Raw genomic sequence first — 26,945 nt, 5'->3', positions numbered from 1 at the left:
ATATTATGCTCTTACGCCCAATCGATGCTATTTTTGTACATCCAAAACAACGCGTATACGTGGTGTATTATCGTGGTGAGTTATGGCAACTACCACGTATGAAAATTGATGACAGATCATGGCAAAATAAGCGACTTTATACTGATGATAGCAGTGGGCTTTACCTCAGTACTCATCAAACCATTAATGACCCCGTATTATCACAGAAACTGCGAACGTTGAATTTGCCTGTAGCAGTGCATGGCAGCACGTTACCACGCTTTGAGGCATGGTGGGAGACCCATGGTTTTAAATGGCTTAAAGATAAACTTATGAAGGGACAGTCGCCGCTAGCAGGCCATCAAGCCTCTACAAAAGCGATTGACAACCATCCTACTTCCGCTTCAAACTATTATCCCGCTGAGAGCCATAATACGGATCGTAACAGCGTTAATAAAGGTACAGCTCTTTCTCTAAAGAAAGACGTTTTTGCAGAGATGTTGGCAGAGTTGACAGAGGAAGTGCTGCACCAACCACTTTAAACCAAACAATAGATTACGTGTCTCACGTAACCTTTGAATCACTCACAAACAGAAGATCGGTCATATATGAAAGACTACAAGCTACTGATAGCTGGACTAATTTTACTGTTGATAATCTGTACTGTTCTCTTTACTTGGTTATGGGTTAATAACCGCAAAAACACCAACCCATTACCTATCATGGCTGGTGAAAACGAACCTAAAGTGATAGCTGGAAACGATAGCGAAATGCCTACTTCCGATAGTACGTTACATATACAAGCAGAAAAAAGCTTACAGGTGGCTCTAGACGAGGTTATTGTCCGTTTTGAATCTCGTTATCCAAGCATAAAGGTTGAGACAAGCTATGTACCCTCTCGTACTCTGCTTACACTACCTGATAACTCTTCTAACAATGAAGAAAACTCAGATTTCATTGTCAGTACAGACATGATTATTTCAAACAGCAGCCTACCAAAAAAACGACTTGCACCCTTACAAGCAGAGCTAAAAGCGGCTCAAGATAAAATCAATCAAAATGAAGCCGATACCAGTCAAACTGCTGAAGATAATAAAGACTCAATTAATGAAGATAGTGCGGAAACGGAAACAGCTCAGACCACTCATACAGATACTCGCATACTGAATTCTTATAGCTATGCGCTCAAAGACGATCAGATGCTTGAAGGCGTTATTTTGACGGATAACACTGCCGCGATTAATTTTCGCAATTTTTTACTTTCTAGCGTGGGGCAAGATATATTAAAAAAACATGATTACAATAATATTGAAGGTTATAAAAACAGTGTCAATGATTTATTTAGTCCAACCACCTCATCAGAAAAACCATCAAATGATACTTCAGTAGACGTCTCGGATGCTCTCAGCAATAGCGAGTCATAATAAATTGTCTCTATTTGGACTTTGCGGATTGCTTTTGTAACAACTTTTTCCTACAATGTCACTCCTCAGTGCGCCTATAGCTTAACAGGATAGAGCAGTTGCCTCCTAAGCGACCGATCGGGGTTCAAGTCCCTGTGGGCGCACCATCAAATATAAAGGTATGTATCGATAAACCCTTGTAAGCCAAGTGCTACAAGGGTTTTTTATTTTTTATTTACCGAAAAGCTATGTTAGCTTACAATATCCACTGGTTACAAACGATACTTTTTACGGTATTCCTTACGGTATTGATCGAAACCTAAATTAGGATACCGCAAAAATACCAAAAGTTAGCAAACCTCTCATTAATACACAGACCAAACAGGCCAAAGGAGTCAGAGAAAACTTATAAGCCTTCTCTGACTCCTAAAAATAATTATAGACAGCTTAAACGGCTGAATACACTAGAAACTCTCTATCGGCGCATTATCAAAGCTATTACATATACAATCTATTGAGCACTTTCTGGTGGTGTTTGATTGAAACTCGTATTTTCTTCGTCTACCATTGTTGAGTCACCGATTACTGAGCCATCAGTCATTTCATCGGTTACGGTATTATCCGTCATCGTACCAGTGCCTTCTGTACCAGTCGTAGTTGTGTCAGCTGGATCCATGGGGCTATCTGCCATGCCCATATCGTTCGTTGTTTCACCCATAGCAGTGTCTGTACCTACTTCAGTATCAGTCGGTCCTGTTTCAACAGATGCAGCTTCAGTAGTGTTCGTACTAGCTGGCTTCTCTTCCACTTCGTTACTGCAAGCACTAAGTCCCACAGCGCTGACCAATAACGCAATCCATAATTTACTTTGAAGTGAATGGTTAGAGGTAAGTTTCTTCATTTTAATATCCTTAATAAGGTTAAGATAAATAGTAGCGCTAAGATAAAACATTGATTATGGTGTTAAATATTGCAACCTAACCGTCACTTTAAACGAATTCTCATATTAATATATATACCTACTAAGACGTTTTTGTTAACTTTTAATAGCTTTTAATAAATTATTAACAATAACGTTTTTGAAGAGTAAAATAGCTGGACCCCTTAGGGTATTCTTTTATAATACTGATTACTTGAAAGCATAAAACATGAGTTCAAAGTAAAATATTCCATTTCTAAATGCGGTGACTGAGTTACCTAAAAAAGCAGTGGCATGGGGTGAAAGATGTTGAAATGGGGACCCTTGTCACCCTTTGAATTTAAAAAGCGGTATTATAATAATCTAAGCCTGTCAGGCATTTCTGACTGACTCAGGTGAACCAGTCTTTGATATAGTCGGATCAGTTCATTGACTTGATAGACCTGAGCGGCTTAGGATTCGCCTTGCACCGATCAGAAACTCCCACGCGCTCGTTAGCCCGCCAGATCAATACCCTTAAGGAGCTCGAACATGATCCTGAAACTTAACGTCAAACTCCATTATCGGCTCCCCGCCCCAATGGACCTTTTGCTTCAAATCGAAGCTGCCGATCTTGCGGATCAACGGGTGCGTTCGGCCGAGATTTGGACATCAGACGTTTCGCATTTTTCACGGGTCGTCGCCGATGATGGCATAGGAGAGCGGACTTGGATCCGCGCCGACGGGGATTTTAGCTGCACTTACATCGCAGAAATTGCCGTTGACCGTCCTGCCTTGGATATATCGACACTGCCCCAAGTGCCCCTCCATCTTTTGCCTGGAGAGACAATCAAGCATTTGATGCCGTCTCGCTATTGCCCGTCAGACCAGTTCCAAGCCTTCGTGGACGCCGAGTTTGGCGATCTTGCTGGCGGCGCACGGATTACCGCAATGCGCGATTGGATCGAGTCAGCGTTTAGCTATGTGCCCGGATCGAGCCACGCTCAAACTACCGCGCTTGACAGTTTTGTTCAACGTCAGGGCGTATGCCGCGACTTCGCGCATGTTCTTGTAGCACTAGCGCGCGCGTCGTCGATACCAGCTAGGTTCGTGAGCGTTTATGCGCCCGATGTGACGCCACAGGACTTTCATGCGGTGGCCGAAGTCTATATTGGGGGGAGCTGGCACCTCATTGATCCCACTGGCATGGCAGATGCTGACACGATGGCCCGCATTGGTGTTGGATCCGACGCGTCTAGCGTCGCGTTCTTAACTGCGTTCGGATCTATGGAATTGGTCAACCAATCGGTATCCGTGACCAGACAAGCTTAGCCTCGTTTAATATAACGGTTAGATGAAATCACTTTATGACCTTTATTTAAGTGCGTATACAATTCGGAACTTTTATTCTGACCTGCACTGCTTTCTATAAATAATCGCTCATCATCACTTATACTTATAATTTCAACAGACTCAGTTTAATGATTCAGTTTTGCCAAACAGTCAGAATTAATATCAGCAATCGTTTTGGCGCCAGTTAAAGTCATCGCGACACGCATCTCTTTATCCATCAGCTCTAGCAAATTGCTTACCCCTGCACCGCCACCTGCAGCTAAAGCATATATAAATGCACGCCCTAGCATACAAACATCAGCCCCTAAAGCTAACATGCGCACAATGTCTAAGCCATTGCGTATGCCAGAGTCTGCTAAAATTTTAATCTCTCCTTTCACCGCATCGGCAATAGGAGGTAGAGCACGCGCGCTTGATAAAACACCATCTAACTGTCGTCCACCATGATTAGACACGACTATACCATCTGCCCCAAAACGCACCGCGTCTTTGGCATCTTCTGGGTCCAAAATACCTTTGATGACCATAGGCCCATCCCAGTATTCACGAATCCAATCCAAATCTTTCCAAGAGATAGAAGGGTCAAAATTATTACCCAACCAGCCTATATAGTCCTCTAGCCCTGTAGGCTTACCTAAATAAGTAGAAATATTACCTAAATCATGCGGACGGCCATTCAGTCCTACGTCCCACGCCCATTGTGGATGCGTCACAGACTGTAAGTAACGTCGCATAGCGGCATTTTTACCACTCATACCAGAGTGCGCATCGCGGTAGCGTGCGCCTGGTACTGGCATATCTACCGTAAAGACCAGAGTCGAACACCCTGCCGCCTTAGCACGCTCCAAGGCATTTTTCATAAAGCCTCTATCCTTCAATACATAAAGCTGAAACCACATCGGACGGTTGATCTTGGGTGCCACTTCTTCAATTGGACACACCGAAACCGTCGACATTGTAAACGGAATGCCTTTTTGATCGGCTGCCGTAGCGGCCTGTACTTCTCCGCGGCGGGCATACATGCCTGTCAGACCGACGGGGGACAGGGCGACAGGCATAGACAGGGTTTCATTAAACAACTGCGTCTCTAAGCTCAGTTGTGACATATCATTGAGTACACGTTGCCTAAGGGCAATTTGTGATAAATCTTCAACATTACGTTTTAAGGTATATTCATCATAAGCACCGCCATCTATATAATGAAACAAAAATGGAGGCAGTCGGCGCTTGGCAGCGGCTCTGTAGTCATTTGCAGATGAAATAATCATACGTTTGCCCTTTTTATTCTGTTAGATAATTAGGTAATATTTTCGGACATCTACTTGTGCATAACTCAGTAATAATCGAGGGATACAACTGACTTATTTTTAAAGCAGCAAGCTTAGCCCGCACTTGCTACTACACACAGCACGAGCAGTTGCGTTTAGTTTTTAGCATTTTACCAATGCCAGGATTAAACGTATTCGTTGGGTCTAGGCTTTTATAAAAGTTCTGTAAATCAGGTTCCGCTTCGTATAAGTGCCCAACATTATGTTCAGCAGGATATTTTGCGCCGCGTTTATTCAACAGCTCTAACATCATTTTTTTGACCTTGTGAGCATCACTACCCTTTTTCAAGATATAGTCTTGATGAAACACATAACAAAAGAAATGTCCGTAATAGAGCTTTTTTTCTAGATGTTGTGCTATTTCTTTAGGTAGGGTTTCCAGCCAGTCTAATTCATTACGTGGGATAGCGATATCAAGCGCTAATATCTCACCCACCTCTTTTTCATGTATGACTTCATACCGTAGTGCAGCGCCTGCTGCTGCAAAACGATTTAAAAAGGCGCTTTCTGATTCTTCTTTATTACATTCAAAATAAGTACCCGTTTCCGAAGTTTCAAAAAAAGATTTCAAGAAATCTTGTGCCTCTTTTATACCGTCATCACTCATTTTTACGATGAGATGATGCTCGTACTTATCCCGATATTCTATCATTCGCTTGGGCAAATGCTTTGGAAATATATTGCCAATAAATTGCATGACTTTATCAGTAAAATGTTTAGGCATCCACGGCCACTTATTCAACTTGGCATCAATAGCGCCTTTGATAGAGAACAGTCTTGGCAATGCATTCGTACCTAGGTGCTTAATACTCAAGAAAGTGTCTTTGCCGTATTTAGCAGATACGTCAAATATATCACGGTGCATATACTCGCCAATTTCAGGAATATTTTTAAAGCTTGATAATATCTGTCGTCGCAACTGTGCAAGCTCACCTACGCTATTACTGCCTATATAAAAGGTTTTCTCTCTTGCAGCGGTTGGATAGGTATCAAGGCGTACGGCAAATACAGCAAGCTTGCCTGCACAACCACTTGCTTCATACAGTCTTCGCTTGTCAGCATTAAAACGACTGGGCGTGCCTGCCTCAACATCTGTCACTCTGGCGATATACTCTTTATCCGATGCCAGCTTGCCAGTGTCAGGTAATTCTCTTTTATCAAAATTACCTGTTTGTAAGTTAGTGAGTATTTCTTCAGGGGTATTTCCTAACTCTACATCTAGGTGATTGACTAGTACCAGCTGACCGTGTTCGTTTATTTGGGCAAACAGCGCCAGCTCAGTATAAGCAGGGCCTCTTTTAACAAGAGCACCACCTGAGTTATTAGATATACCACCAATAATAGATGCACCCAATGTCGAGGAACCAATGACTGAATGAGGTGCTCTATTTACGGCATTCAGTTGGCTTTGCAACTGATGCAATGTAGCCCCAGGTAAGCTAATCACTTGCTCATTATCATTCACCAGATACAACTGGTTCATTGCAAGCGTATTGATAACAACAACTGGTCTATCATAGTCATTACCACTAGGTGTTGAGCCTTCAGTCAGGCCTGTTTTTGCTGCTTGCATAATAATGATGCAGTCGCCTTTAACGCACACTTCTAAGCTACGCCAAATATCTAATAACGTTTGCGGGAATAAAACCGCCAAGGCATTGCCGCCACCAGAACGCCACCCCATTCTATAATGCTCGTTTTTCTCTGAGTCTGCCTGTACATTACTGGCTCCTAATAAGCTGGTTAGTTTATCTAACACGTGCTCAGGACTGAGTAGGTCTTGAGAATCTCTATTTAATGAAGAAATATGACGCTCCTTGTATTGTAATTGCATGTCACTCATGAGGCCAAAGGCCCTTTAAAACCAAAAATATAAATGGCGGCCATGACGATTATTCCACAAAACAACACATAATATAGAGTGGGTAAAATAGTACGCCTAAGTGTGGCGCCCTCCATACCAAGTAAACCCACCGTTGCTGATGCAGCCACTACATTATGTATAGCAATCATATTACCGGCGGCTGCACCAACCGCTTGAGCTGCGATAATTAGAGAAGGTGAAATATGTAAGCTCATGGCAGCTTCATATTGGAACTGACTGAACATCATATTAGATACGGTATTAGAGCCTGCGATAAAGGCACCTAAGGCACCAATGGTTGCACTTACTAAGGGAAAAGCATTGCCAAACGTACCCGCAAACAGCTCAGCACTAGCGACTGGCATACTGGCTACATCTGTTAGATTGACGCCAGAGTTGATAAAGATTCTGACCATAGGAATGGTAAAAATTAGCACAAACCCTGCACTCAAGACAGTTTTACTGGATTCCCCAAAAGCATCGCTCAAGGCTTTGGTTGGCTTGTTGGTTTGCGCAAAAGCAGCAACCAATGCACTGATCAATAATAATCCACCAGGCAAGTATAAGGGGCTAAAGCTGGCACTTATATCAGACTCACCTAAAATAGAGGTAAAGTCTAACGTCGCACTGGTGAGTAAGGTTTTAAACTCAACAAACACTCTTGAACAAACCAGCAGCAGCGCCACCAGCAAATAAGGAAACCATGCCATAACAGCGGACATTGTTTTATTTTCCAACGGGACAGCAATATCTTCCTTACTGATGACCAATTTACCCATCCACTCGCTTGGCCAGTTTTTTTGCGGTTCAAAGTCCCATGTTGTTTTTGGTACCAAAAACCCTCTTTTCGCCGCGTTAATCACAATCGCGATACTGACCAACCCACCGATTAGGGCTGGAAATTCGGGTCCTAAAAAAACACCAGTTAATGTATAAGGAATCGTAAAGGCCAAACCCGCAAATATGGCAAATGGCCAAATCGCAAGACCTTCTTTCCAGCTTTTGTTTTTGCCAAAAAAGCGCGTGAGCATCATCACCATAAGCAGGGGCATAAATGTCCCAATCACACCATGAATCATAGCAACTTGGCTGGTGATTAATTGTAGAAAATCCTCCCACGCCAAGCCTTGTTGTGCCAGTTGCACACTAATGGCAGTTGTATCCAACCCTTTATTGACACCAATGACGATAGGGGTACCGACCGCACCAAACGATACGGGCGTACTTTGTATCATCATACCCATTAAAACAGCACCCAGTGCCGGAAAGCCAATAGCCATCATCAAAGGTGCGGCAATCGCGGCTGGTGTCCCAAAGCCAGATGCACCTTCAAGAAAAGTACCAAAACACCATGCAATAATAATCGCCTGCACGCGCCGATCAGGCGATACGTTTATGAACCCAGCACGAATTACGGCGATAGCGCCTGTATGTTTTAGCGTATTCAGTAAAAAAATAGCACCAAAGACGATCCATAATACCGATACGGTTATCACGCTCCCCTCAAGAATAGAGGAGAACACGCGGTTGAATGTCATATCCCAGATAAAAAGAGCAATAGCAGCGGTTACAGCCAGAACAATCGGCATAGTTTTTTTTGCTGACCATTGCAAGCCAATAAGCAGGATACCGCTCAGTACAATGGGTAATAATGCCAGCAGCCCATATATTGTTTGATTCAAAATCACAACTCCTTTGTATTGTGTGTGCTTCCTTGTACAAAATTCCTTAAGCGCTTATCGTTATGATTCAATCGCACTTAATATAGGACTAACACACTCTACTCTTTGCTAATGAAGAGATAAATGGCATCAAAAGACAATGTTATTTTCCTTTTTTGCTATAATATGAAACACATTACACCAGTTAGAGAACAGATATGGCTAAAGCTGACGATATAATTCTATTCGTTCTGGTCGTTGATGAAGGCTCATTTTCTAAGGTTGCTGAAAAACTGGCACTAACCAATTCTGTGGTCAGCAAACGTATTGCACGGCTGGAGGAAAACTTAAATGCACAGCTTTTGTACAGAACCACTCGAAAGCTCAGCCTAACCGATGCCGGAAGAACACTGTATAACAAAGCTAAAATAGCTAAATTTGCCTTTCAAGAAGCAGAAAACGCGGTAAACGGTTATGGTGATAATATGAAAGGCCATATACGTATTACTGTGCCTGTGGTGTCCGCTAATTTGATATTGAGCGCGTCAATTGCCGAATTTTGTAAAATCCATCCTGAAATATCGGTAGAATTACAAATTACCAATCGAATCGTTGATTTAATTGAAGAAGGCTATGATCTTGCGATAAGAACTGCCGAACTTGAAGACTCATCACTCATTGCAAGACGCCTTATAGATAGCCAATGGGTCATATGTGCGACATCAAACTACTTAAAGCAGCATGGCACTCCTCAAACGCCTGAACAATTACAAAACCATGAGTGCTTGATCTATAAGTTTGATAACACTTCTAACGACATATGGCCACTATATATAGACGGCACAGAACAACTACTCCCTGTACATGGTCGGTTTCATAGCAATCATCTTAGTGCCATTAAACAAGCCACTCTTAGCGATTTAGGCATTGCATTTTTACCACAAGCACTTGTTTATAATGAGCTTCAGCAAAATACGCTTACGCAGATTTTGCAACGTTTTACCCGAAAAAGAATGGGGATGTACGCTGTTTACCCTAAGGCAAAGCAACCAGATCAAAAATTAAAACTGCTCGTTGCCCATTTGCGAGAATCATTACATCAAAAACAGGCTTACTACTGTTAAGTAATAAGCCTATTTTTGATGTATATAAGATGAATGGAATCGAAAAGCTAATAAGAGGTTCTTATTATTCGCGCTATAGAGGTTACTTGTTTTATATATAGGGCGTGTCATCAACATTGAATATAATCACACATACCAACAGTGAGTTTCTTAATATGAGCAACAAGCATGAAAACAATTCTATGATGCCACCCAAAAAGATAATTCAAGGGGGCGCACTACCTCATAAGACCATACTGAGCTTACAAGGTAGTACAAACAACTCTGACAAAGTTGTTGAAGTGCGTAATGGAGGGTTTGGATCGGATTTAGCATCCCATCCTACTAATCCCAATCAGTTTTACGCTCTAACTGATAGAGGCCCTAATGCGGACTTTGAAGGCTCAGAAGGTGCAGGTAAGAAATTTTTAATAGCAGATTACACACCCCGTATTGGGCTTTTTGAGATCCAAAGTGATGGCACTATTATCAAAATAAAAGAAATCCTACTAAAAGATACCTCGAAAAACCCAATAAGTGGACTGCCAAATCCCAAGGCATTAGGGGGCACAAATGAAGTGCCCTATGATATCAATGGTCAACTAATAACTTGTGATTCTACACGACCATTTGATGTAGTAATCAATCCAATTAAAACAGATGTATGGGGCCTTGACCCTGAAGGCTTAGTCGCTTTGATGGATGGTAGCTTTTGGGTTAGTGATGAATATGGTCCGCACATTGTGCATTTTAATGCTGAAGGTGTAGAGATTGAGCGAATCAACCCTTTTAATAATGATAAGCGTAATAATGTCATCGTGAACGGTAAAATCCTTCTACTACCCTATGAGCTGTGCAAACGTAATGCAAATAAAGGTATGGAGTCTTTGACCATTACTCCAGATCAAACAACTTTGGTTGCCATAATTGAAGCCTCTTTGAATAACCCTTCAGGGTCTGGTGCATCATGTGATCTCACCCGAATAGTGACCATTAACCTCAAAACAGGACAGATTTCTCAATACTTATATCGATTAAACAATGCACAGCAATTTACATCCGGTATTGTCGCCATAAATCATCATGAGTTTTATGTGATTGAACATGACAGGAAATTCCCATTACAGACTGGACATCCTCAAAAACATATTTACAAAATAGATGTCTCACAGGCTACTGATATTGAGAGCATTGTAAAAGCTAATGGTGATTCCAGCATAACCGATAACCCTTACCGCGAATTCGACTTAGTACAGGATGAGGATTTGGGATTACTTATTGATGGCAAAACCCTTGAACAGATTGTTGCCTCAAAAAATTTGGGATGGGAGCGTTTATTTGAGCTTGCAATTCTACCTGTGAAAAAGCAGTTAGCCGTCGATGTAATGTCAGAGATTGATTATCCGCATGATAAGCTTGAAGGCATTTGGTTGAGAGAGGATGGGTCTATTGGACTCTTAAATGATGATGATTTTGGCATCACTGATGAAGATGAAAATATAGAACAAAAATATTTAGATATTAATAAAACAATCGAAGATACCAATAGGCTTTATATTATCGAACCTAAACAATGTGAATAGAAAATCGCTATATATAAGACCGATTTTAAAGTTAAAACGGTCGAAAAGATAGCCGCTAATTACGTTGGTCTCTCAGTGGCTAAAAATCAGCTTCCGGATGGTCTCAGCCGGGCTTACAAAGTATAGTAGACAAAAATAAATAGATTACCAAATTTTCAATTGATGACCGTAGATAACCAAATAATGTGTCTTTACGTGCATTGACTTCTTTTAGATTACTTGGCTCGCTACATAGCCATTAAACTGTAAGTTTTATGACTAATATTTACATTGTCTTGGTATTTTGTTGTCAGTCTTATATTTCATTCAAAGACTTAAATTTCCTTGATACTCTTGTGGTCCATCAATCGTACGCATCCATTTAACCGACATAATTTGCCAACGTGGATCCTCTGCTTTTAAAAGCTGATAAGTTCCTTTAAAGTGTTCAAAACCATACATTACATAAATCTTATTTTCGGACTGTGTGGTAATGGATTCATAAAGTTTTTTACTATAATCACGTGGTTTTTTTCACAATGATATTTATTTACGGGCTATTTAATCCACGATTTAGATATGAGTATTTTATATATTGAAGTCGCTATAGACCTACTATCTCTTACGTGAGTTTTTTGCCACCTACATTGCTATACATTTAGAATATAGGTGGTCCTACCTCAATCTAAACTACAATCCAAATCCTTCTACACACTTACTAACTGGCTAATAGCTTTTTTCAAATTTCAAAAACAAGCTCGATAAGATCACTAAATAGCACTTAATCCCTATTGCTTACGCATTGAAACAGGCATCACTAACTTTCAAAATGAGACACAGGCTTAGCATTGCTTGTCGGCGTACTTTCTATGTCATTCAAATTGCCAGTCATGCTTGCTTTAACATCGCCTAGATTGGGAGATGAAGGAGTGAGCCACAGCACCATAATCATGCCTAGTAGAACGAAAGTAACACCTACTAAACGGCCAGCATTTATTTCTTTCATTGGTAAATTCATAAAACCGTATTGATCTAATATTAATGAAATAAGCATTTGCCCCGCTATCACGCACACGATAAAGCGAGTTGCTCCTAAACGAGGAACTAAAATTAATGCGGATGTAATATAAATGACGCCAGCTATACCACCAAGCCACACCCACATCGGTAATTGTCCCATTTGATTCAATATTGGCGCAGGGACACGCATAGCGAGAATGACAGGTATTGCTATAAGCACACTCACTAATAGCGACACTACTGTCGCCCAAAGAGGATGTCCAAGAGCACGGCCTAGCTCAGCATTACTTGCAGCTTGGAGAGGGACTAAAGCGCCGGCAACTAGGGCGATAATGGCAAAAAAGATGCCAGTCAGTGGGAAATTCATAAGTTTGCTCCAGATGTATTTAATTTTCTGGAATAATTATTTCATATTAAAAATTTGAATTGAAATTATTGTTTTTTTACTTCACTATTCGTCATATGAATAACTTAAGACGTATCGACCTTAATTTGCTCGTGACGTTGCACGCATTATTAATTGAAAAGCACGTATCACGAGCTGCTCTCCGGTTACATAAAAGTCAGCCGGCAGTTAGCCATGCGCTGGCTCATTTACGTACCATATTTGATGATCCTCTATTGGTTCGACGTTCGGGAAAGTTGGAACTGACTTCGCGAGCGAGCGAGTTAATTCTGCCCTTGACTGATGTCTTAGAGCAGCTTGGTGCGTTGATTGATACCCCAGAATTCAATCCTCTCAGTGCGAAGCGAGTATTTCGTCTGGCTATGTCTGACTATGGCGCGCGTGTATTTATGCCGAGTTTGGTGCGCTCATTAAGAATGCTTGCGCCTGGTATTGAGCTTGAGGTGAGTCAAGGAAGTCGAGAAGCGATGATGGCGGATGTGTTCGATGGTGAAACTGACATGGCTTTCGGTGTCTTTCCAGATAAAGTGCCAGAAGCGCTTCGTATGTACACCCTGTTTGTTGAGTCTTTTGCTTGTTTAGCAGACAAAAACACTTTGCCAAATAGTGGTACTCTCGACAAGAGTAGTTGGTTGGCTCGACCGCATATCCTCGTAGCCATGCAGTCAGGTGCCAACAATGAAATTGAACGTGCACTTAGTGGCACAGGATTAAGTCGTCATGTTGTAATGACTCTGCCGCACTGGGGAATTGCCAATCAATTAGTGGCCGGTACTGACCTGATCTTGACAGCGGCGCGGCGTAGCTTCGATATGACTGATAGCAACTCACAGGTTCAAATATTCGAACCGCCTTTTCCAATTGAATCATTCGATTTTAAATTGCTATGGCATCAACGCCGTGAGGGCGATGCCGCGCATAATTGGCTGAGGCAATTAATTATTAGTGTGCTTAATTCAGAGCTTAACGAAAAAAGTTAGCAGAAACGTTTAGAACAACAACTCAGTCCAACCACATATACCTATTATCAATGCTAGCCAACTAACCTTTAATATGTGTATAGCGCTTTTTGATCTATGCTGTCAAACCTGCAAATACCGACATTGATAGCTCAATGGCTCTATATCTTACTGAACCAATTTAATGAGCTAGTAATTGCTGAACTGATTCAATATAGATCGTTCCCTATACAAGCATCAAACTACTAATGTTAAATATAACTCTAATGGCTGCGAAGTCGGTAGCATGGTTAATTATCATTAAGCTGTTTGATTGAAATATCCCAAGTTGGTTCCTATAGGATAGTAAGCATAGCTCATAGTAATTTTAGTTTTAAGTAGGGCTAAGGAATTTAAATAGTTACTAAGTTTTCAATACACCAATTCCATACTGCATCCACATTCTTTCTCGATGCAGTCACTCGTTTTCGGACAAGATAATAATTTGGTTCTACGATTAGATCCGACTCACTCACTTGAATCAAGCGACCCGCCGATAAGTCCGCTTGTACAAAAGCCTGACAGGCAATCGCAACTCCCTGACCAGCCAAAGCAGCATCTAAAGCGAGTGCAGTTTGATTAAATACTGCACCCGGTAATTTACCTGTAATCCCAAAGAAGCGTGGCCAATGATTGTGCGAGTCGTGCAGCAATGGCATATCACGCAAGTACTTAAGTGATATAGGAAGTGTTCTGTCACCGATAAGATGAGGGCTGGCAACTGGTACAAGTTTTTGTTTAAACAGTAGCCGCGTCTCAAACGATGTAGGGAATGGTGGATCAGTGAGACGCACAGCAATATCTACTTGATCACGATCAAAGTCTGCAATGGATTCGGTCGCTACCGTGCGCAAATCAATATCAGGCACTGCGGCCGTTAAGGCAGATAGTTGAGGCAACAAGATTTTAGTTGCAAAAGCAGGTGTCACGCTAATAGTAACAGTTTCAGGCTCCTTAAGTAGTTGTACTGTTGCCTTATTTATAGTGTCAAAAGCCTGTGTGATTTCTGCAAAATATACGCTTCCTTTACTGGTAAGTGAAACGCCTCTGGGTAGCCTCTGAAATAAAGAAAACCCAATATATTCTTCTAATATGCGAACTTGCTGAGCAACTGCCCCTTGGGTCACAAAAAGCTCATCAGCGGCTGCACGGAAACTTAGCTTGCGACCAGCAGCTTCAAATGCACGTAAGGCATTTAGCGGCGGCAGAGAACGATGGTTTGGCATAACACCCTTCCAAACAATAGATTATCTACAGTCTAACACCTTTTAATATCATGCAAGTTATTTACATTCACTGGCTATAATGAATAAATGATAGCTAATGAAGTAGAGGGTGACTGTAGAAAAACTCATTCCTTTTACAGCAGTAGATCAAACAAAGAGCCTACTTCAGCTCTTAAACTTCTTTAATCTGTCATAAAGCCATACTCTCATCTATAAGTTATATAAAGCATAGATTTCATTGGCTCTACGCTTATCAAGTAGATACCTATTGATGGGAGTTTGTTCTACCTCACAAGCGAGGCAAATCGCCGTCTAGCTACTTAGATGGCTTTCGAGTTTTTAAGGTGGCTTTTATGTTTAGAGTATATACAGCGCTCATTTTACTGGGTGTGATTTGGGGGTCAAATTTCATTTTTATGAAATGGGCTACAGACTTAATTTCGCCCGCTCAAACTGTATTTTTACGAGTACTATTTGGTTTCTTGCCATTAGCACTAATCGCATGGCGTAGTAAGGTCATTACTCGTAAACAGCTGCCTCATATACCAAACTTTATAGTGATGTCAGTGCTCGCAACTTCTTTTTATTACTATGGGTTTGTTGCAGGCACTGCGCTATTACCCAGTAGTATTGCAGGATTATTGAGCGGTTCAATTCCCATTTTTACTTTTTTAGGTGCTGCGTTATTCTTGCCTGAAGAGCGACCAACTAAGCAAATGGCTCTAGGCGTTTTGTTAGGGTTTGCTGGTATTGCATTAAGCGCCCGACCTTGGCAAGGGGCGATGGGTGTTTCTCTCATAGGCGTATTATGGATGTTAGCAGGATCTCTGAGCGTCGGTGCATCATTTGTATATGCACGTCGTTTTCTATCTCCTTTGAAACTACCACCACTTGCGTTGGCAACTTGGCAGACGGGTATAGCCGTTTTAACGCTGTCAGTACTGATTGATTTTGAGGGTATTACTAAGATAGCAACAAACACGAAGGCAATGTGGGGAACAGTACTTGGACTTGGCGTATTAGGAACAGGTGCAGCTTATCTCATCTATTATTTTATTATTGAAAAATTAGGTTCTGTGAAGGCTGCTGGTGCTACTTATATTGCGCCAATCGTTGCTGTTATTATTGGTATCATAATTGGAGAGGATATTACCAGTCTAGAGATCGTAGCTTTAATATTGATTCTTGGTGGCGTTCTATTGATCCAAACTGGCAAAAGGGCTCCAGTCTAAGTTATATTTTTTTAGGTCTATCTAAGGCGAACCAATCAGATGCTTTCACTGGTTCGGTTCGCTAGTGAGGGCTTGAACCTTTGGCTGTTACTACTCTTTTCATCCCTCGGAGTATTTTTTGATACACTACCATAACTTTAATAGAGGCTTAAGCATATGACTAAACTACAAATGGTTACCTTAGGAATATGGTTACTGTCTATACCTTATTACTTTATTAGCCAGCGATTAACAGAGGATATGATCGCCCCTATCCGTATTGATCTATTGGCTATCTGTGCACTATTAGCAGCATTAACGTTAGCTACCTTGATTCAGTGGTTAATTAGGCAATATAAGTTACGGTCAACTTAGCATTACTTATAAAAAATCCGATGGTGGTCTAAAAAGTATGCTGACATGCTGGCGTTATCTATACCTAAATACTGCACAACTGAGGGACGCACTTGCTCGTTATTTAGAGCCTCACCTTCAATCTAAGAGGTTTTAATAATCTCTAGAGTCACTGTATTTAACCGTGTCTCGACATTCAGATCAAATCCTAGCGTGAGCAGTTTTCCTAATAAACGTCCTTATAGTATTCGTACACGACTGACGAGTGGCAATAGTTTTTTGTCCGACCATTACCACTCAGTCCTGTTTGAATGCTCATGAATATAAATCATATGCTTCATATTTTCCTCAGAGATGTGCAGAGATAAAGCCATTAATCTCCTTATATTATGCGGAGATTAAGCAATAGAGACAATACATAAGATCAATGAAGTCAGTATATGTAGGATAAAATAATCCTAGGTATTTTCGTCGACCTACTTTGACACGTAGAGGTTAAATTGAACGTTTGGGTCAATTTATATGACTGAAAGTAATATGTAAAAACAGTATTTTTAAGGTAATATTCTAATAAGAATCTGAATAGAATATTGACCCCAGTTGTCTATACTTAAGGAATATTGTGGAAACAATCGGCACACCTTGGCTATATGCCATTTTTTTTGCAATAGTCGCAGTCATGCTACTGATCGACTTTTTGGGCTTTAAGCATAAAGATCCGCTAGAGAATTCCGACGTAAACGCAGTACAAAATGAGCATCAACCTGTATCTATTAAATTGGCTGTGCTATGGAGTATTGCTTGGGTCAGTGTATCTGCTTTATTCGCAGGCGGATTATGGTGGTATCTAAATACAAATTTAGGCACGGCAGTTGCTAACCAAAAAACCTTGGAGTTTGTGACTGGTTATTTAATCGAAAAATCACTAGCGATTGATAATGTGTTTGTCTGGCTCATGATTTTTGGCGCGTTTGCTGTCCCACCTGCTTTGCAGCGTCGTATACTATTATATGGTGTAATAGGCGCTATTGTTTTACGCACTATTTTTATTCTTGCAGGCGCATGGCTAATTCAAGAGTTTTCATGGGTACTTTATATCTTTGGTGCGTTTTTGGTTTATACCGGTTATAAGTTTCTAAAAGGTGGTCACGACGAACCTGTCGATCTTGAAGAAATGAAGCTGTTAAAATGGCTACGTAGACATATGCGCATTACGCCCACGCTGCGAGGCGAAAAATTTTTAGTGCGTGAAAATGGTCTATTGTGGGCGACACCCATGTTGGTAGTGCTAATTTTAGTCGAAATCTCTGATGTTATTTTTGCGGTTGACTCTATTCCTGCCATTTTTGCCATTACCACCGACCCATTCATTGTATTGAGTGCTAACTTATTCGCTATTTTAGGTCTACGTGCTATGTTCTTCCTGTTAGCAGGCGCAGCAGCCACAATGCACTACTTACCATATGGGCTAGGCGTAATCATGACCTTTATTGGTATAAAAATGCTGCTACTTGATCTTTATCATGTTCCAATTGCCATCTCTTTAGGCTTTATTGCAGTAGTGCTAATTATTACTGGGTTGATGTCATGGCGTTATGCTAAAAATAATCCGCAGGCGCAGATATAAGCAAATATGGGACTAAACATATCTATCAAAACCTTGGTCTGAAACGTGCACTGTAAGTTTCTGCAGGAGCTGGTTTAGCTGCGTCAAGCTCCTGTTTAATCTCCTTATCTAACACTAAAAACTTAGGTATAGTTGACCAATACACTTTGACGAATGGTCATGCTTTTAGACTATTTAATATTATTGATGAGTACAACCGTGAAGCCTTAACCATTGGGATTGACTTCTTACTGCATGCTCAATCATACGTAGGCTGAATCAGCTGATTGAAATTGAATACCGAGGTAAACCGGTTCAAGTAAGATGTGATAACAGACCTGAATACCTTAGTAATACACTCAAAGACTGAATGATAGAACAAAGCATCCTGAACAATTATATTAAGGCTATCTACAACAAAATGCTTATGTTAAGCGCTATAAAAGAACGATACGCTATGATTGGTTAAACCAAGAATTGTTTACGGATTTAGATCGAGTCCGTAAACAAACAAAGGATTGGTTGCATCATTACAATAACGCACGACTTAATATGCATAGTAGCAGCTCTACGCTGACACAGAAATTAGATCAGGCAGTTTAATTATATTTATTAAGTGTCTTATAGTTAGAAGGATCGTCATTAGAGCAACAGATCCATGGATACATTCATTATTATAATATGGCAACGGCCATCGATAAAACGATGAATAGAAACTACTGTTACAAATTACCTTTGATTTGAACCCGTTCTATTCCATTACAATAATAAATAAGTCACCAATAGGATAAGGTAATTTAATGCATCAAATGAGTGAGTGGGTGCTGGCTATCATGGTAAAGTTTGGGTATCTCGGCATTGTATTTGCTATGTTTGCCGAAAATGTTTTCCCGCCTATACCGTCTGAGCTTATTATGCCAGCAGCAGGTTTTGCGGCAGCTAGAGGTGATTTAAATATATTTCTAGTTATACTAACGGGTACGTTTGGCAGCGTTATTGGTGCCTTGCCTCTATACTATTTAGGAACTTTGTTTAATAAAGAACGCCTAATATTATTTACTGAAAAGTACGGTAAATACGTATTTATTAAGGCTGAGGATATTTTATCTTCCAATGCTTGGTTCGATAAACGTGGTAAGAAAGCGGTCTTTTTTGGCCGTATGGTACCTGGTATTCGTTCACTGATTTCTATCCCTGCAGGAATGAATAAAATGTCGCTGATCTCTTTTTTAACATTAACGGCTTTAGGGTCTAGTATTTGGACGACAGCGTTGACTCTAGCAGGGTTTTATCTGGGTAAAAATTATGAAGTCATTGCGACCATGCTAGCACCATACTCTAAGCTTTTCTTACTGCTTGCCATAGCTATTGTTATCGCTTGGCTTATCAAACGTCGAATTTCTGCTCAGCACAGTAATATTAATATTTAAAAGGCTTTCTTAAATAAATAATTTAACTCCTATTTAAACCATTGCCTTAGATGATGTAATTGATCTTTTGGGATGCCATTATATTTACGCATATAATGCCTGCCTTAACTCCAAAAGTTGAACCGCCCAGAGATTGTCGAAGACTTCCTGTCCTTAAAGAATCAGACAAATTTGGGACGGTTTATAGTATAGCTATAGAAGCCATGAGTTTCATTAAATGTCATCTCTCTCAATTTTTACTAGAAGAATTCTTGTAGACAAAGCTTCTAAAATTGTAAAAACATACCCATCACTGCTGACTTGCTCATTAACTTGACCAATACCGCCTAGCCTAAAATTGATATAGCCACCTAAGGTCAACTGCTCGACTTCTTCTAATAAACTTGGCTCATTTAACTCAAGACGCAATTGATCTAGGCTAATAGTACCTTCAGCTATCCAATGATCCTCTTGTTTAAAAAACTCTAGCGTTTCATCTTCATCAGGAAACTCGCCAGCAATGGCTTCAAACAGATCTAAAGGCGTCACTAGTCCTGCGACTTGACCATACTCATCAACCACTATGGCCAAGTTACCCTTGGCATTTTTTAGTAAATTAATAAGACGCAAATTACCAATGCTATTAGAAACGAAGACAGGCTTTTGCTTAGTAAATAAAGGTTCTAAAGCCGAGTAAATATTGTCAGGCTGTTTGTTCAATACCGATAAGATATCTTTGGCTCGTACTACACTCAATATCTTGTTTAACTGTCCTTGGCAAACAGGTAATAAACTGTGTGGTGTTGATAGTACTTTCTTATATATCTCGTCTATACTATCTTCTATATTAATCCAAGAGATATCTGAGCGTGGCGTCATGATGGTTTCAACATCTCGTTCGCCTAACGCGAGCACACCGCTGATCATATAACGCTCCTCTTCTTCAAAAGGAATGACTGGTATGGAGCTTTTGTCTTCCGTTAGCAGATCTTCATTGTCGTTAGAAGTTTTACCACCCATCAGTTTTAGAATACTATCTGCAGCTCTATCTCGTAGAGGAATAACGCTCTCATGCTTATTACGGTTACGTTGCATGAATTGATTAAAGGCTTCAATAACAATAGAAAAGCCAATAGCTGCATATAAATAGCCTTTTGGTATGTGAAAGCCTAATCCTTCAACGATCAAACTAAATCCAATCATAAGCAAAAAGCCCAAGCATAGGATAACGACAGTAGGATGCTTACCCACAAAATCAGTTAAAGCTTTGGCCGCTAAAATCATTACTGCCATGGCTACAATAACCGCAGCCATCATTACTTCTACATGCTTTACCATGCCGACCGCGGTTATCACTGCATCAAAGGAGAAGACGGCATCCAAGATAACGATTTGCGCAACAACAGCCGCAAAGCCTGCATATACTTTACTATTATTATTAGTATCAGGTTTGCCTTCTAATCGTTCATGCAGCTCAAGTGTTGCTTTGAATAATAGAAAGAAACCACCGACAACCAAGATCAAGTCTCTGATTGATAAATTGAATGTACCATAACTAACCACAGGTTCAGTCAGTGTCACAAGCCATGACATGACAAACAGTAGCCCTAAGCGCATAACTAGCGCTAGACCAAGCCCTAGATTGCGAGCTTTACTACGTTGATGCGGGGGAAGTTTGTTAGCAAGAATGGCAATAAAAACTAAATTATCAATACCTAGGATAATCTCAAGACTAACTAACGCAAGAAAACCAAGCCATATCGAAGGATCGCTTAGAAGTTCTATCATTTAATTTGATACTCTTTATTGAAAGGGATTAAGAGAACAATACAGCTATTGCTAAAAAGTAACAGTGGTTTCAGTGATAATGCTGGTCTAAATCCAGAAGATAATTAGACAAACTACATTACAGATTTAAGCGTTACGGTTTATTAGTTCTTTTGCAAAAAATACCGACTTTATCCTGAATTCTGTGTAACAGTCATTCATTTTATGCCAACATTTACAAAAAATCTAGATACGCCTATTTAATATCGATAACTACACCTTCCCACACACGCCTTTAGAATTCTTAACTAAAGCCGAAATTTTCTGCCAAACTGAGCTATGCTGAAAAAATGTAAAACCAAACTTGGTAAACTAAGCATATTAAGCGGAGTTTATCAAAGAGTTGGTCGGCTATGCTATCAATAAGCGAATGACCGCAGATCTAGTAGGCAAAGCATTGAACATGGCTGTCAAGAATAGAGGCCCAAGCCAAATATTAATCGTGCACTCTGACAATCGAAGAATGAATTAGTATATCAACAAGACTATAAAATAAGGATTGTAGCGATCAACGATATTATTAGCTATATTAAGCTGTACTACAATCAAACGAGGATTCAAAAGAGTTTAGGTTATAAATCGCCAAGACAGGTAATGGAATCGCCTTTAATATTGACATCTCGACCAATATCGAAGGTAGTGATAGCCGCGTGCGACTAACCAGTGGTTATAGTTTTTTATCCGACCATTGCCACTCGGTCTAGTTTGGCAGTGATTGAGTGGAGGTAAAACACTATAAAAATATAGTGCCCAAATACGAGTTAAATTTTGTAGTACGGTGAGGTTATGACAATGTCTATCAAATCATTTTAAAATTATCAAAAGCCATAATCGCCGTTTTTTTAGTCTCATCAATATTTTTCTTTTGCCCACTATCTTTATCAAGATATACTAATACTGACTCACCACTAGCGACGATAGTATTCGTAGCCGTACTATAATAAGTATATTCATGAATCAAGCTAGCATTGCCAATTTTTTTGACTCGAACGCCAATCCATAAGGTATCAGGATGAGTCACAGGTTTGAAATATTGACAGGACGACGCTGCCATGACAGAAAAAGTCTTTTCATTGAATAAATTCAATTGACTGTTATAGTAGATACGGGCATTTTGAGCGTAAGTGTAATAGACCACATTATTGACATGGCCAAAAGAATCCATATCGCCCCACTCTACTTGTTGAGAGTAAACCGCAGCGAAACCATGCATAGGGTGATGCTTGTCTTTATCAAGCGTTTCTTGTATTTCCGGTAATATACCTAAAGCCTTCATATTATTCCCGTCTCGTCATACCGATGAATGTACCTATCTATTTATAAATCTATGTAAAAACCAGCCTATGAATACACCTACTAAAATAAGCATTCAGCTTAAATAATGGTTGTATAATCCTTAAAAAGTATTCTTTGAATCAAATCAGTTTTTCTGCGCACATCATCCGCATTCTTTTCTTATCAAGCTTGCCCACACTAGTCTTTGGCATCTCTAATAAAAATTTGATTTCATTTGGTACGCCATACTTTGGCAGATATCCTTTTTCAACTGCTTGAAGGCCTAATGCTAAAATATCAGCCGCTTTGGTATCCGCATAGTCAGGTTTTAAGACGACCAACGCTAACGGTCTCTCGCCCCACCTTTCATCGGGCACCCCAATCACCGCAACATCAGCGACACTTGGGTGAAAAGAGAAAATAGTTTCAACTTCAAGCGAGGATATCCATTCACCACCAGACTTAATCACATCTTTTAGCCGATCCGTAATGCTTAAAGTACCACTAGAAGAAATACTGGCAATATCTTGGGTATGCATCCAGCCACCTTCCCATAGCTCATTTCCAGCATCTGAGTTTTTAAAATAGCTTTGGGTCAGCCAAGGCGCTCGAATAACCAACTCTCCTGTAGATTTACCATCCATGGGTTGAGGCTTACCACTTTCGTCCCATATCTCCATGGAGACGAGCATAATTGGTGAGCCAGAAAGACAACGATAGTTAAGCTGCTCTTTCATTTCCATCGAGTCAGTTTTATCATCAAATACCGCTCTGGATAATACAGGACAGGATTCTGACATACCAAATCCAGACATAAACTCTATACCGCTTTCAATGGCCGCTTTGGCTAAGCCTTCATTTAACTTGGAGCCACCTAACAATAATTTGAGACCATCAAACTTACGTCCTCGTGCTGCCATCTCCTTTAATAACATCTGTAAGATTGCTGGAACGCCGTGTGAAAGTGTCACCTTATGCTGTTCAATTAAGTCTACCAGCCTTGGGGCGAGGTAGCGCCCTGGATATACTTGTTTGAGTCCTATCATGGTTGCTCCATACGGCCAACACCAAGCGTGCACATGGAATAACGGTGTCATTGGCATGTAGACATCATTGTAGCGAGCGCCTTGGCCTTCAGCATTTAGTGCGGATGCTAGCGTACTTGCCAGCGTCTGTAATACGATTTGCCGATGGGTAAAAAAGACACCTTTTGGGTCGCCCGTCGTGCCACTGGTATAAAATGTCGTGGCAATGGTGTTTTCATCGAAATCTGGAAAATCAAACGCGTCACTGGCCGCAGCTAACAGGGATTCATACTCACCTTCGACATAATCCGGCATGCTGGATCGCTCAGTTTGTGGCTCATATTCGCCATACTTTTCGTTATCGAGTTTTGTATCATCAAGCTCTGTGTCATCGAGCCAAATAATTTTCTCGATAGAAGGCGCGTCATGACGGTAGTTTTTCGCCATTGGCTCAAATTCAGCATTTAATAACAATGCTTTCGGCTTGGCATGATTGATGGTATAGAGCACTTTGTCTTCAGCCAGACGTACATTGACCGTTTGCAAAATCATGCCAGACATGGGTACAGCAAAATAGGCTTCAAGGTAACGATGACTGTCCCAATCCATAACGGCAACCACATCACCTGCTTGTAAACCCATGTTTTTAAGCACGTTTGCCAAACGGTTAACGCGCTTGAAAAACTCAGCATACGTATAAGTAACCTTATCGGCGTAACTAATAGTTTGATTCGTAGAGGGTCAAATCAGCACGCTTCAACGCCAGCTTAATGGCCTCAACAGGACCTACGCCCATAATATTTGGCTCAACCCCCGTGGCACCAGATGAGAGAATCTTGGCGATAGGCTTGAAGCCTAACTTTTCTTCCGCCTGTTTTGAGCCAATAATCAAAGCAGCGGCGCCATCATTGATACCTGACGCATTGCCAGCTGTAACGACACCTTCGTCATTTAAAGGTTTCAATTTTTGTAATGCTTCAACCGTAGAGCTGGCGCGCGGATGCTCATCTTCCACTATCACTTTTTCAGGAAGCTTTTTGCCTTGTGATACCATAATTGGTGTTATTTCATCGTCGAAGAACCCAGCTTGTTTGGCGGCTTGGTATTTAGCTTGCGAAGCTGCTGCGAACTTATCCGCAGCTTCACGACTGATACCATATTTACGAGCAACATTATCGCCCGTTTGCGGCATACTATCGCTACCAAACTGTTTTTCGATTATAGGATTGGGGAAGCGACTGCCAATGGTGGTATCAAATACTTTACATTCACGACTAAAGGGCTGCTCGGTTTTGGCAAATACAAAGGGTGCGCGAGTCATGGATTCAACACCGCCCGCTAAAATGATATCTCCCTCATTGCAAGTAATACTGTGAGCAGCATCAATGACGGTTGATAATCCTGAAGCACATAGGCGATTGACCGTTTGACCCGGTGTTTTTACATCTAACCCTGCTAACAGCGCAGCATTACGGGCGATGTTGCGTGAGTCTTCACCAGCTTGATTGGTATTACCGATCAATACTTCATCAAAGATATCGTTAGGCAATTGGTGCTTTTCCACCAAGTTCTTTATCACCGTGGCAATCAAGTCGTCAGGACGAGCCGTTGCTAATGCACCGCCATGCCGACCAAAAGGGCTTCTTAATCCATCATAAATATAGGCATCTAACATAACTGTTCCTTGTCGTATTTTTGATATTTGTCTTTTAAACCGTTGTCTTCTAAAGTATGGTTTTTAAAAAAGCTGTCTGCCTAAAATAAGCAGCCATAAAATGTATGGTTGAATAAAGTGACGCATCTATTATTACGAATATTGGGTTTGCTGAGTAAACAGCGAGATGCCAAGAGTAGCGCGGCGCTGTAACCATGGACTTGGACGATAACGCGGATCACCCGTTAACGCATAGATACGCGTTAGGATAAGTAGTATTCGCTCAGCACCAAGCTCATCTCCCCATGAGATAGGGCCATACGGATAACCCAATCCAAGCTTAACCGCCTTATCAATATCGTTAGGAGATGCGATGCCCTGTAGTGCAATATCACACCCTAAATTAACTACCATCGCAATGACTCGCTGCGTCACAAAGCCCGTGCTTTCATTGATGAGCGTGGCACCAGCAGTAGACTGTATTAATTCTTTATTTTCATTGATAGTTTTGTCTGGACTCTTACCGAACAAAGCATAAGCTTGTGCCACAAACTTATCTTGGGTGACGATACTTGGCATCAAAGTACGATGCATTGACAAGTCAGTCAGCATATCGATGGCAACCGCTTGTTTGGGATTCACTTGATAGCGCATAGCAGCATTGGTTGTGTCCTCGCCATACATGGCCAGTAATATCAGGCTGTCAGAATGTGGCTTGTCGTTATCATCAATATTGATATTGTTAGAATACAAATAATCAACCAGCTGCTGCCTATCCTCTACTAAATCTGCGCCAATCCAAACTGAAGTAATGGCTGCATCAGATACTGACACCTCAAACGATGACTGTTGAGGGGTATTTGCTGTGATTTTTTGACCCTCTTCATACTGATAAAAGCCTTCACCAACTTTGCGACCGAGCTTTTTCCCTATCAGCATTTGACGCGTTAAAGGATGGGGACGATAACGTGCCTCAGAGTAAAATTGGTTATAAACAGATTCCATCACTGGATGCGATACGTCGATACCCGTAAGATCAAGTAGTTCGAACGGTCCCATCCGAAAACCAGCCCCTTTACGCAAAATGCGATCAATATCCTCAAAACTGGCAACCCCTTCCCCTAATATTTTTAAAGCCTCCGTGCCATAAGCGCGGCCACCATGATTGACGATAAAGCCTGGCGTGTCTTTTGCTACCACACCCAAATGTCCCATGTGTGTCGCTAATGCAGTCAATGTCTCGACGACGGATGGATGAGTAGAAAGCCCCGGAATTACTTCAACGATTTTCATTAATGGCACTGGATTAAAGAAGTGAAATCCAGCCACACGTTCTGGGTGCGCACAATCGGCGGCAATCGCGGTCACGGCTAATGAGGAAGTATTGGTTGCCAAAATTGTCTTGGTAGACACAATGCTTTCTAACTGTTTAAAAAGCTGTTGCTTGATTTCTAGGTTTTCAACAATGGCTTCAACAATGACATCTACTATAGATATTTTGGCTATATCGTCAATTACTATCAGATTTGCCAAAGTAGATTGAAGCTGCGCGTCAGTGAACTTACCTTTCGCCGTTAGTTTTTCGAGCATGGTTTGAAGAGATTGACGCCCTTGTGCAGCAGCGCCCGTTTTGGCATCGAACAAAAGCACCTGAATACCTGCTTGGGCAGCAATTTGGGCGATACCCATACCCATGACACCTGTGCCGATGATGGCCAATGATTTGATGTTTGTTGTATTGGCGGTCATAGTAGTCCTTTATATGATCTTGTTGAATAATTTT

19 protein-coding genes, 1 tRNA gene and 4 pseudogenes are annotated in these 26,945 nt (G+C 41.0%); 13 read left to right on the top strand and 11 right to left on the bottom strand.

The window, feature by feature from the left end:
• Positions 1-5 precede the first annotated feature (5 nt).
• The 3 genes from A3K91_RS06570 (at position 6) to A3K91_RS06560 (ending at position 1,549) form a co-directional block, all read left to right on the top strand.
• Complete coding sequence (locus tag A3K91_RS06570) at positions 6-521, top strand: hypothetical protein (protein WP_062844545.1); 516 nt, start codon at positions 6-8, stop codon at positions 519-521.
• Between the two features lie 228 nt (positions 522-749).
• Positions 750-1,403 carry a hypothetical protein gene (locus A3K91_RS06565; protein ID WP_228139930.1) on the top strand — a complete coding sequence of 218 codons (654 nt, stop codon included), beginning with the start codon at positions 750-752 and terminating at the stop codon, positions 1,401-1,403.
• Between the two features lie 70 nt (positions 1,404-1,473).
• A tRNA-Arg gene (locus tag A3K91_RS06560) sits at positions 1,474-1,549 on the top strand.
• Between the two features lie 344 nt (positions 1,550-1,893).
• Here A3K91_RS06560 and A3K91_RS06555 read toward each other — a convergent pair.
• Positions 1,894-2,283 carry a hypothetical protein gene (locus A3K91_RS06555; RefSeq protein WP_062844543.1) on the bottom strand — a complete coding sequence of 130 codons (390 nt, stop codon included), beginning with the start codon at positions 2,281-2,283 and terminating at the stop codon, positions 1,894-1,896.
• 549 nt (positions 2,284-2,832) lie between these two features.
• Here A3K91_RS06555 and A3K91_RS06550 point away from each other — a divergent pair.
• On the top strand, positions 2,833-3,612 hold the full coding sequence (locus A3K91_RS06550; RefSeq protein ID WP_062844542.1) for a transglutaminase-like domain-containing protein: 780 nt from the start codon (positions 2,833-2,835) through the stop codon (positions 3,610-3,612).
• Between the two features lie 146 nt (positions 3,613-3,758).
• Here the strand turns inward: A3K91_RS06550 and lldD are convergent, their stop codons facing one another.
• The 3 genes from lldD to A3K91_RS06535 form a co-directional block, all read right to left on the bottom strand.
• On the bottom strand, positions 3,759-4,901 hold the full coding sequence (gene lldD / locus A3K91_RS06545; RefSeq protein ID WP_062844541.1) for an FMN-dependent L-lactate dehydrogenase LldD: 1,143 nt from the start codon (positions 4,899-4,901) through the stop codon (positions 3,759-3,761).
• Positions 4,902-5,031: 130 nt separating this feature from the next.
• A complete protein-coding gene (gene dld / locus A3K91_RS06540; protein WP_084387286.1) occupies positions 5,032-6,804 on the bottom strand; it encodes a D-lactate dehydrogenase in 1,773 nt (590 codons plus the stop codon).
• Positions 6,801-8,507 carry an L-lactate permease gene (locus A3K91_RS06535; protein WP_062844540.1) on the bottom strand — a complete coding sequence of 569 codons (1,707 nt, stop codon included), beginning with the start codon at positions 8,505-8,507 and terminating at the stop codon, positions 6,801-6,803. Before A3K91_RS06535 ends, dld begins: the two co-directional genes overlap by 4 nt.
• 197 nt (positions 8,508-8,704) lie before the next feature.
• Here A3K91_RS06535 and A3K91_RS06530 point away from each other — a divergent pair, with 197 nt between their 5' ends.
• Together A3K91_RS06530 and A3K91_RS06525 are read left to right on the top strand one after the other, a co-directional pair.
• Positions 8,705-9,610, top strand: coding sequence for a LysR family transcriptional regulator (locus A3K91_RS06530; protein WP_062844539.1), 906 nt, complete (start codon positions 8,705-8,707; stop codon positions 9,608-9,610).
• Positions 9,611-9,765: 155 nt separating this feature from the next.
• Positions 9,766-11,172, top strand: a complete 1,407-nt coding sequence (locus tag A3K91_RS06525) for an esterase-like activity of phytase family protein (protein ID WP_062844538.1) — start codon at positions 9,766-9,768, stop codon at positions 11,170-11,172.
• 796 nt (positions 11,173-11,968) lie between these two features.
• On the opposite strand, the gene A3K91_RS06520 is transcribed toward A3K91_RS06525, so the two are convergent.
• Positions 11,969-12,538 (bottom strand): DMT family transporter, encoded by a 570-nt coding sequence (locus A3K91_RS06520; protein WP_084387285.1) that lies wholly within the window; start codon positions 12,536-12,538, stop codon positions 11,969-11,971.
• A 95-nt stretch (positions 12,539-12,633) separates the two neighbouring features.
• Here A3K91_RS06520 and A3K91_RS06515 point away from each other — a divergent pair, with 95 nt between their 5' ends.
• Positions 12,634-13,557, top strand: a complete 924-nt coding sequence (locus A3K91_RS06515) for a LysR family transcriptional regulator (RefSeq protein WP_062844537.1) — start codon at positions 12,634-12,636, stop codon at positions 13,555-13,557.
• A 371-nt stretch (positions 13,558-13,928) separates the two neighbouring features.
• Here the strand turns inward: A3K91_RS06515 and A3K91_RS06510 are convergent, their stop codons facing one another.
• Positions 13,929-14,801, bottom strand: coding sequence for a LysR substrate-binding domain-containing protein (locus tag A3K91_RS06510; protein ID WP_062844536.1), 873 nt, complete (start codon positions 14,799-14,801; stop codon positions 13,929-13,931).
• 353 nt (positions 14,802-15,154) lie between these two features.
• Here A3K91_RS06510 and A3K91_RS06505 point away from each other — a divergent pair, with 353 nt between their 5' ends.
• From A3K91_RS06505 to A3K91_RS06490, 5 genes and pseudogenes are all read left to right on the top strand, one after another.
• The gene (locus tag A3K91_RS06505) at positions 15,155-16,033 is read left to right on the top strand and encodes a DMT family transporter (RefSeq protein WP_062844535.1); all 879 of its coding nucleotides are present in this window, start codon (positions 15,155-15,157) and stop codon (positions 16,031-16,033) included.
• Between the two features lie 156 nt (positions 16,034-16,189).
• Positions 16,190-16,387, top strand: a complete 198-nt coding sequence (locus tag A3K91_RS06500) for a hypothetical protein (RefSeq protein ID WP_062844534.1) — start codon at positions 16,190-16,192, stop codon at positions 16,385-16,387.
• Positions 16,388-16,988: 601 nt separating this feature from the next.
• Entirely contained in the window at positions 16,989-17,993 is a 1,005-nt protein-coding gene (locus A3K91_RS06495; protein ID WP_062844533.1) for a TerC family protein, read from the top strand.
• 146 nt (positions 17,994-18,139) lie between these two features.
• Positions 18,140-18,575: pseudogene (locus A3K91_RS14195) on the top strand (integrase core domain-containing protein); the annotation flags it as partial.
• 197 nt (positions 18,576-18,772) lie between these two features.
• Positions 18,773-19,402: a DedA family protein gene (locus tag A3K91_RS06490; protein ID WP_062844532.1), complete on the top strand. Its 630-nt coding sequence runs from the start codon at positions 18,773-18,775 to the stop codon at positions 19,400-19,402.
• A 213-nt stretch (positions 19,403-19,615) separates the two neighbouring features.
• Here A3K91_RS06490 and A3K91_RS06485 read toward each other — a convergent pair whose 3' ends face one another.
• Complete coding sequence (locus A3K91_RS06485; protein WP_062844531.1) at positions 19,616-21,169, bottom strand: TerC family protein; 1,554 nt, start codon at positions 21,167-21,169, stop codon at positions 19,616-19,618.
• Between the two features lie 370 nt (positions 21,170-21,539).
• Between A3K91_RS06485 and A3K91_RS14035 the strand changes: the two are divergent.
• A pseudogene (locus tag A3K91_RS14035) lies at positions 21,540-21,868 on the top strand (hypothetical protein); the annotation flags it as partial.
• Between the two features lie 139 nt (positions 21,869-22,007).
• On the opposite strand, the gene A3K91_RS06480 reads toward A3K91_RS14035, so the two are convergent.
• From A3K91_RS06480 to A3K91_RS06465, 4 genes and pseudogenes are all read right to left on the bottom strand, one after another.
• On the bottom strand, positions 22,008-22,484 hold the full coding sequence (locus A3K91_RS06480) for an acyl-CoA thioesterase (RefSeq protein WP_062844530.1): 477 nt from the start codon (positions 22,482-22,484) through the stop codon (positions 22,008-22,010).
• 139 nt (positions 22,485-22,623) lie between these two features.
• Positions 22,624-24,246 (bottom strand): annotated as a pseudogene (locus tag A3K91_RS06475) (long-chain-fatty-acid--CoA ligase); the annotation flags it as partial.
• Positions 24,245-25,183 (bottom strand): annotated as a pseudogene (locus A3K91_RS06470) (acetyl-CoA C-acyltransferase); the annotation flags it as partial. The pseudogenes A3K91_RS06475 and A3K91_RS06470, both read right to left, overlap by 2 nt.
• A 132-nt stretch (positions 25,184-25,315) precedes the next feature.
• Positions 25,316-26,911: a 3-hydroxyacyl-CoA dehydrogenase gene (locus A3K91_RS06465; RefSeq protein ID WP_062844528.1), complete on the bottom strand. Its 1,596-nt coding sequence runs from the start codon at positions 26,909-26,911 to the stop codon at positions 25,316-25,318.
• Positions 26,912-26,945: the final 34 nt, after the last annotated feature.

The sequence above is a fragment of the Psychrobacter alimentarius genome (assembly GCF_001606025.1).
Taxonomy (GTDB): Bacteria; Pseudomonadota; Gammaproteobacteria; order Pseudomonadales; family Moraxellaceae; genus Psychrobacter; species Psychrobacter alimentarius.
The sequence above is the reverse complement of the archived record's forward strand: the minus strand, read 5'-3'. Positions and strand labels throughout refer to the sequence as shown.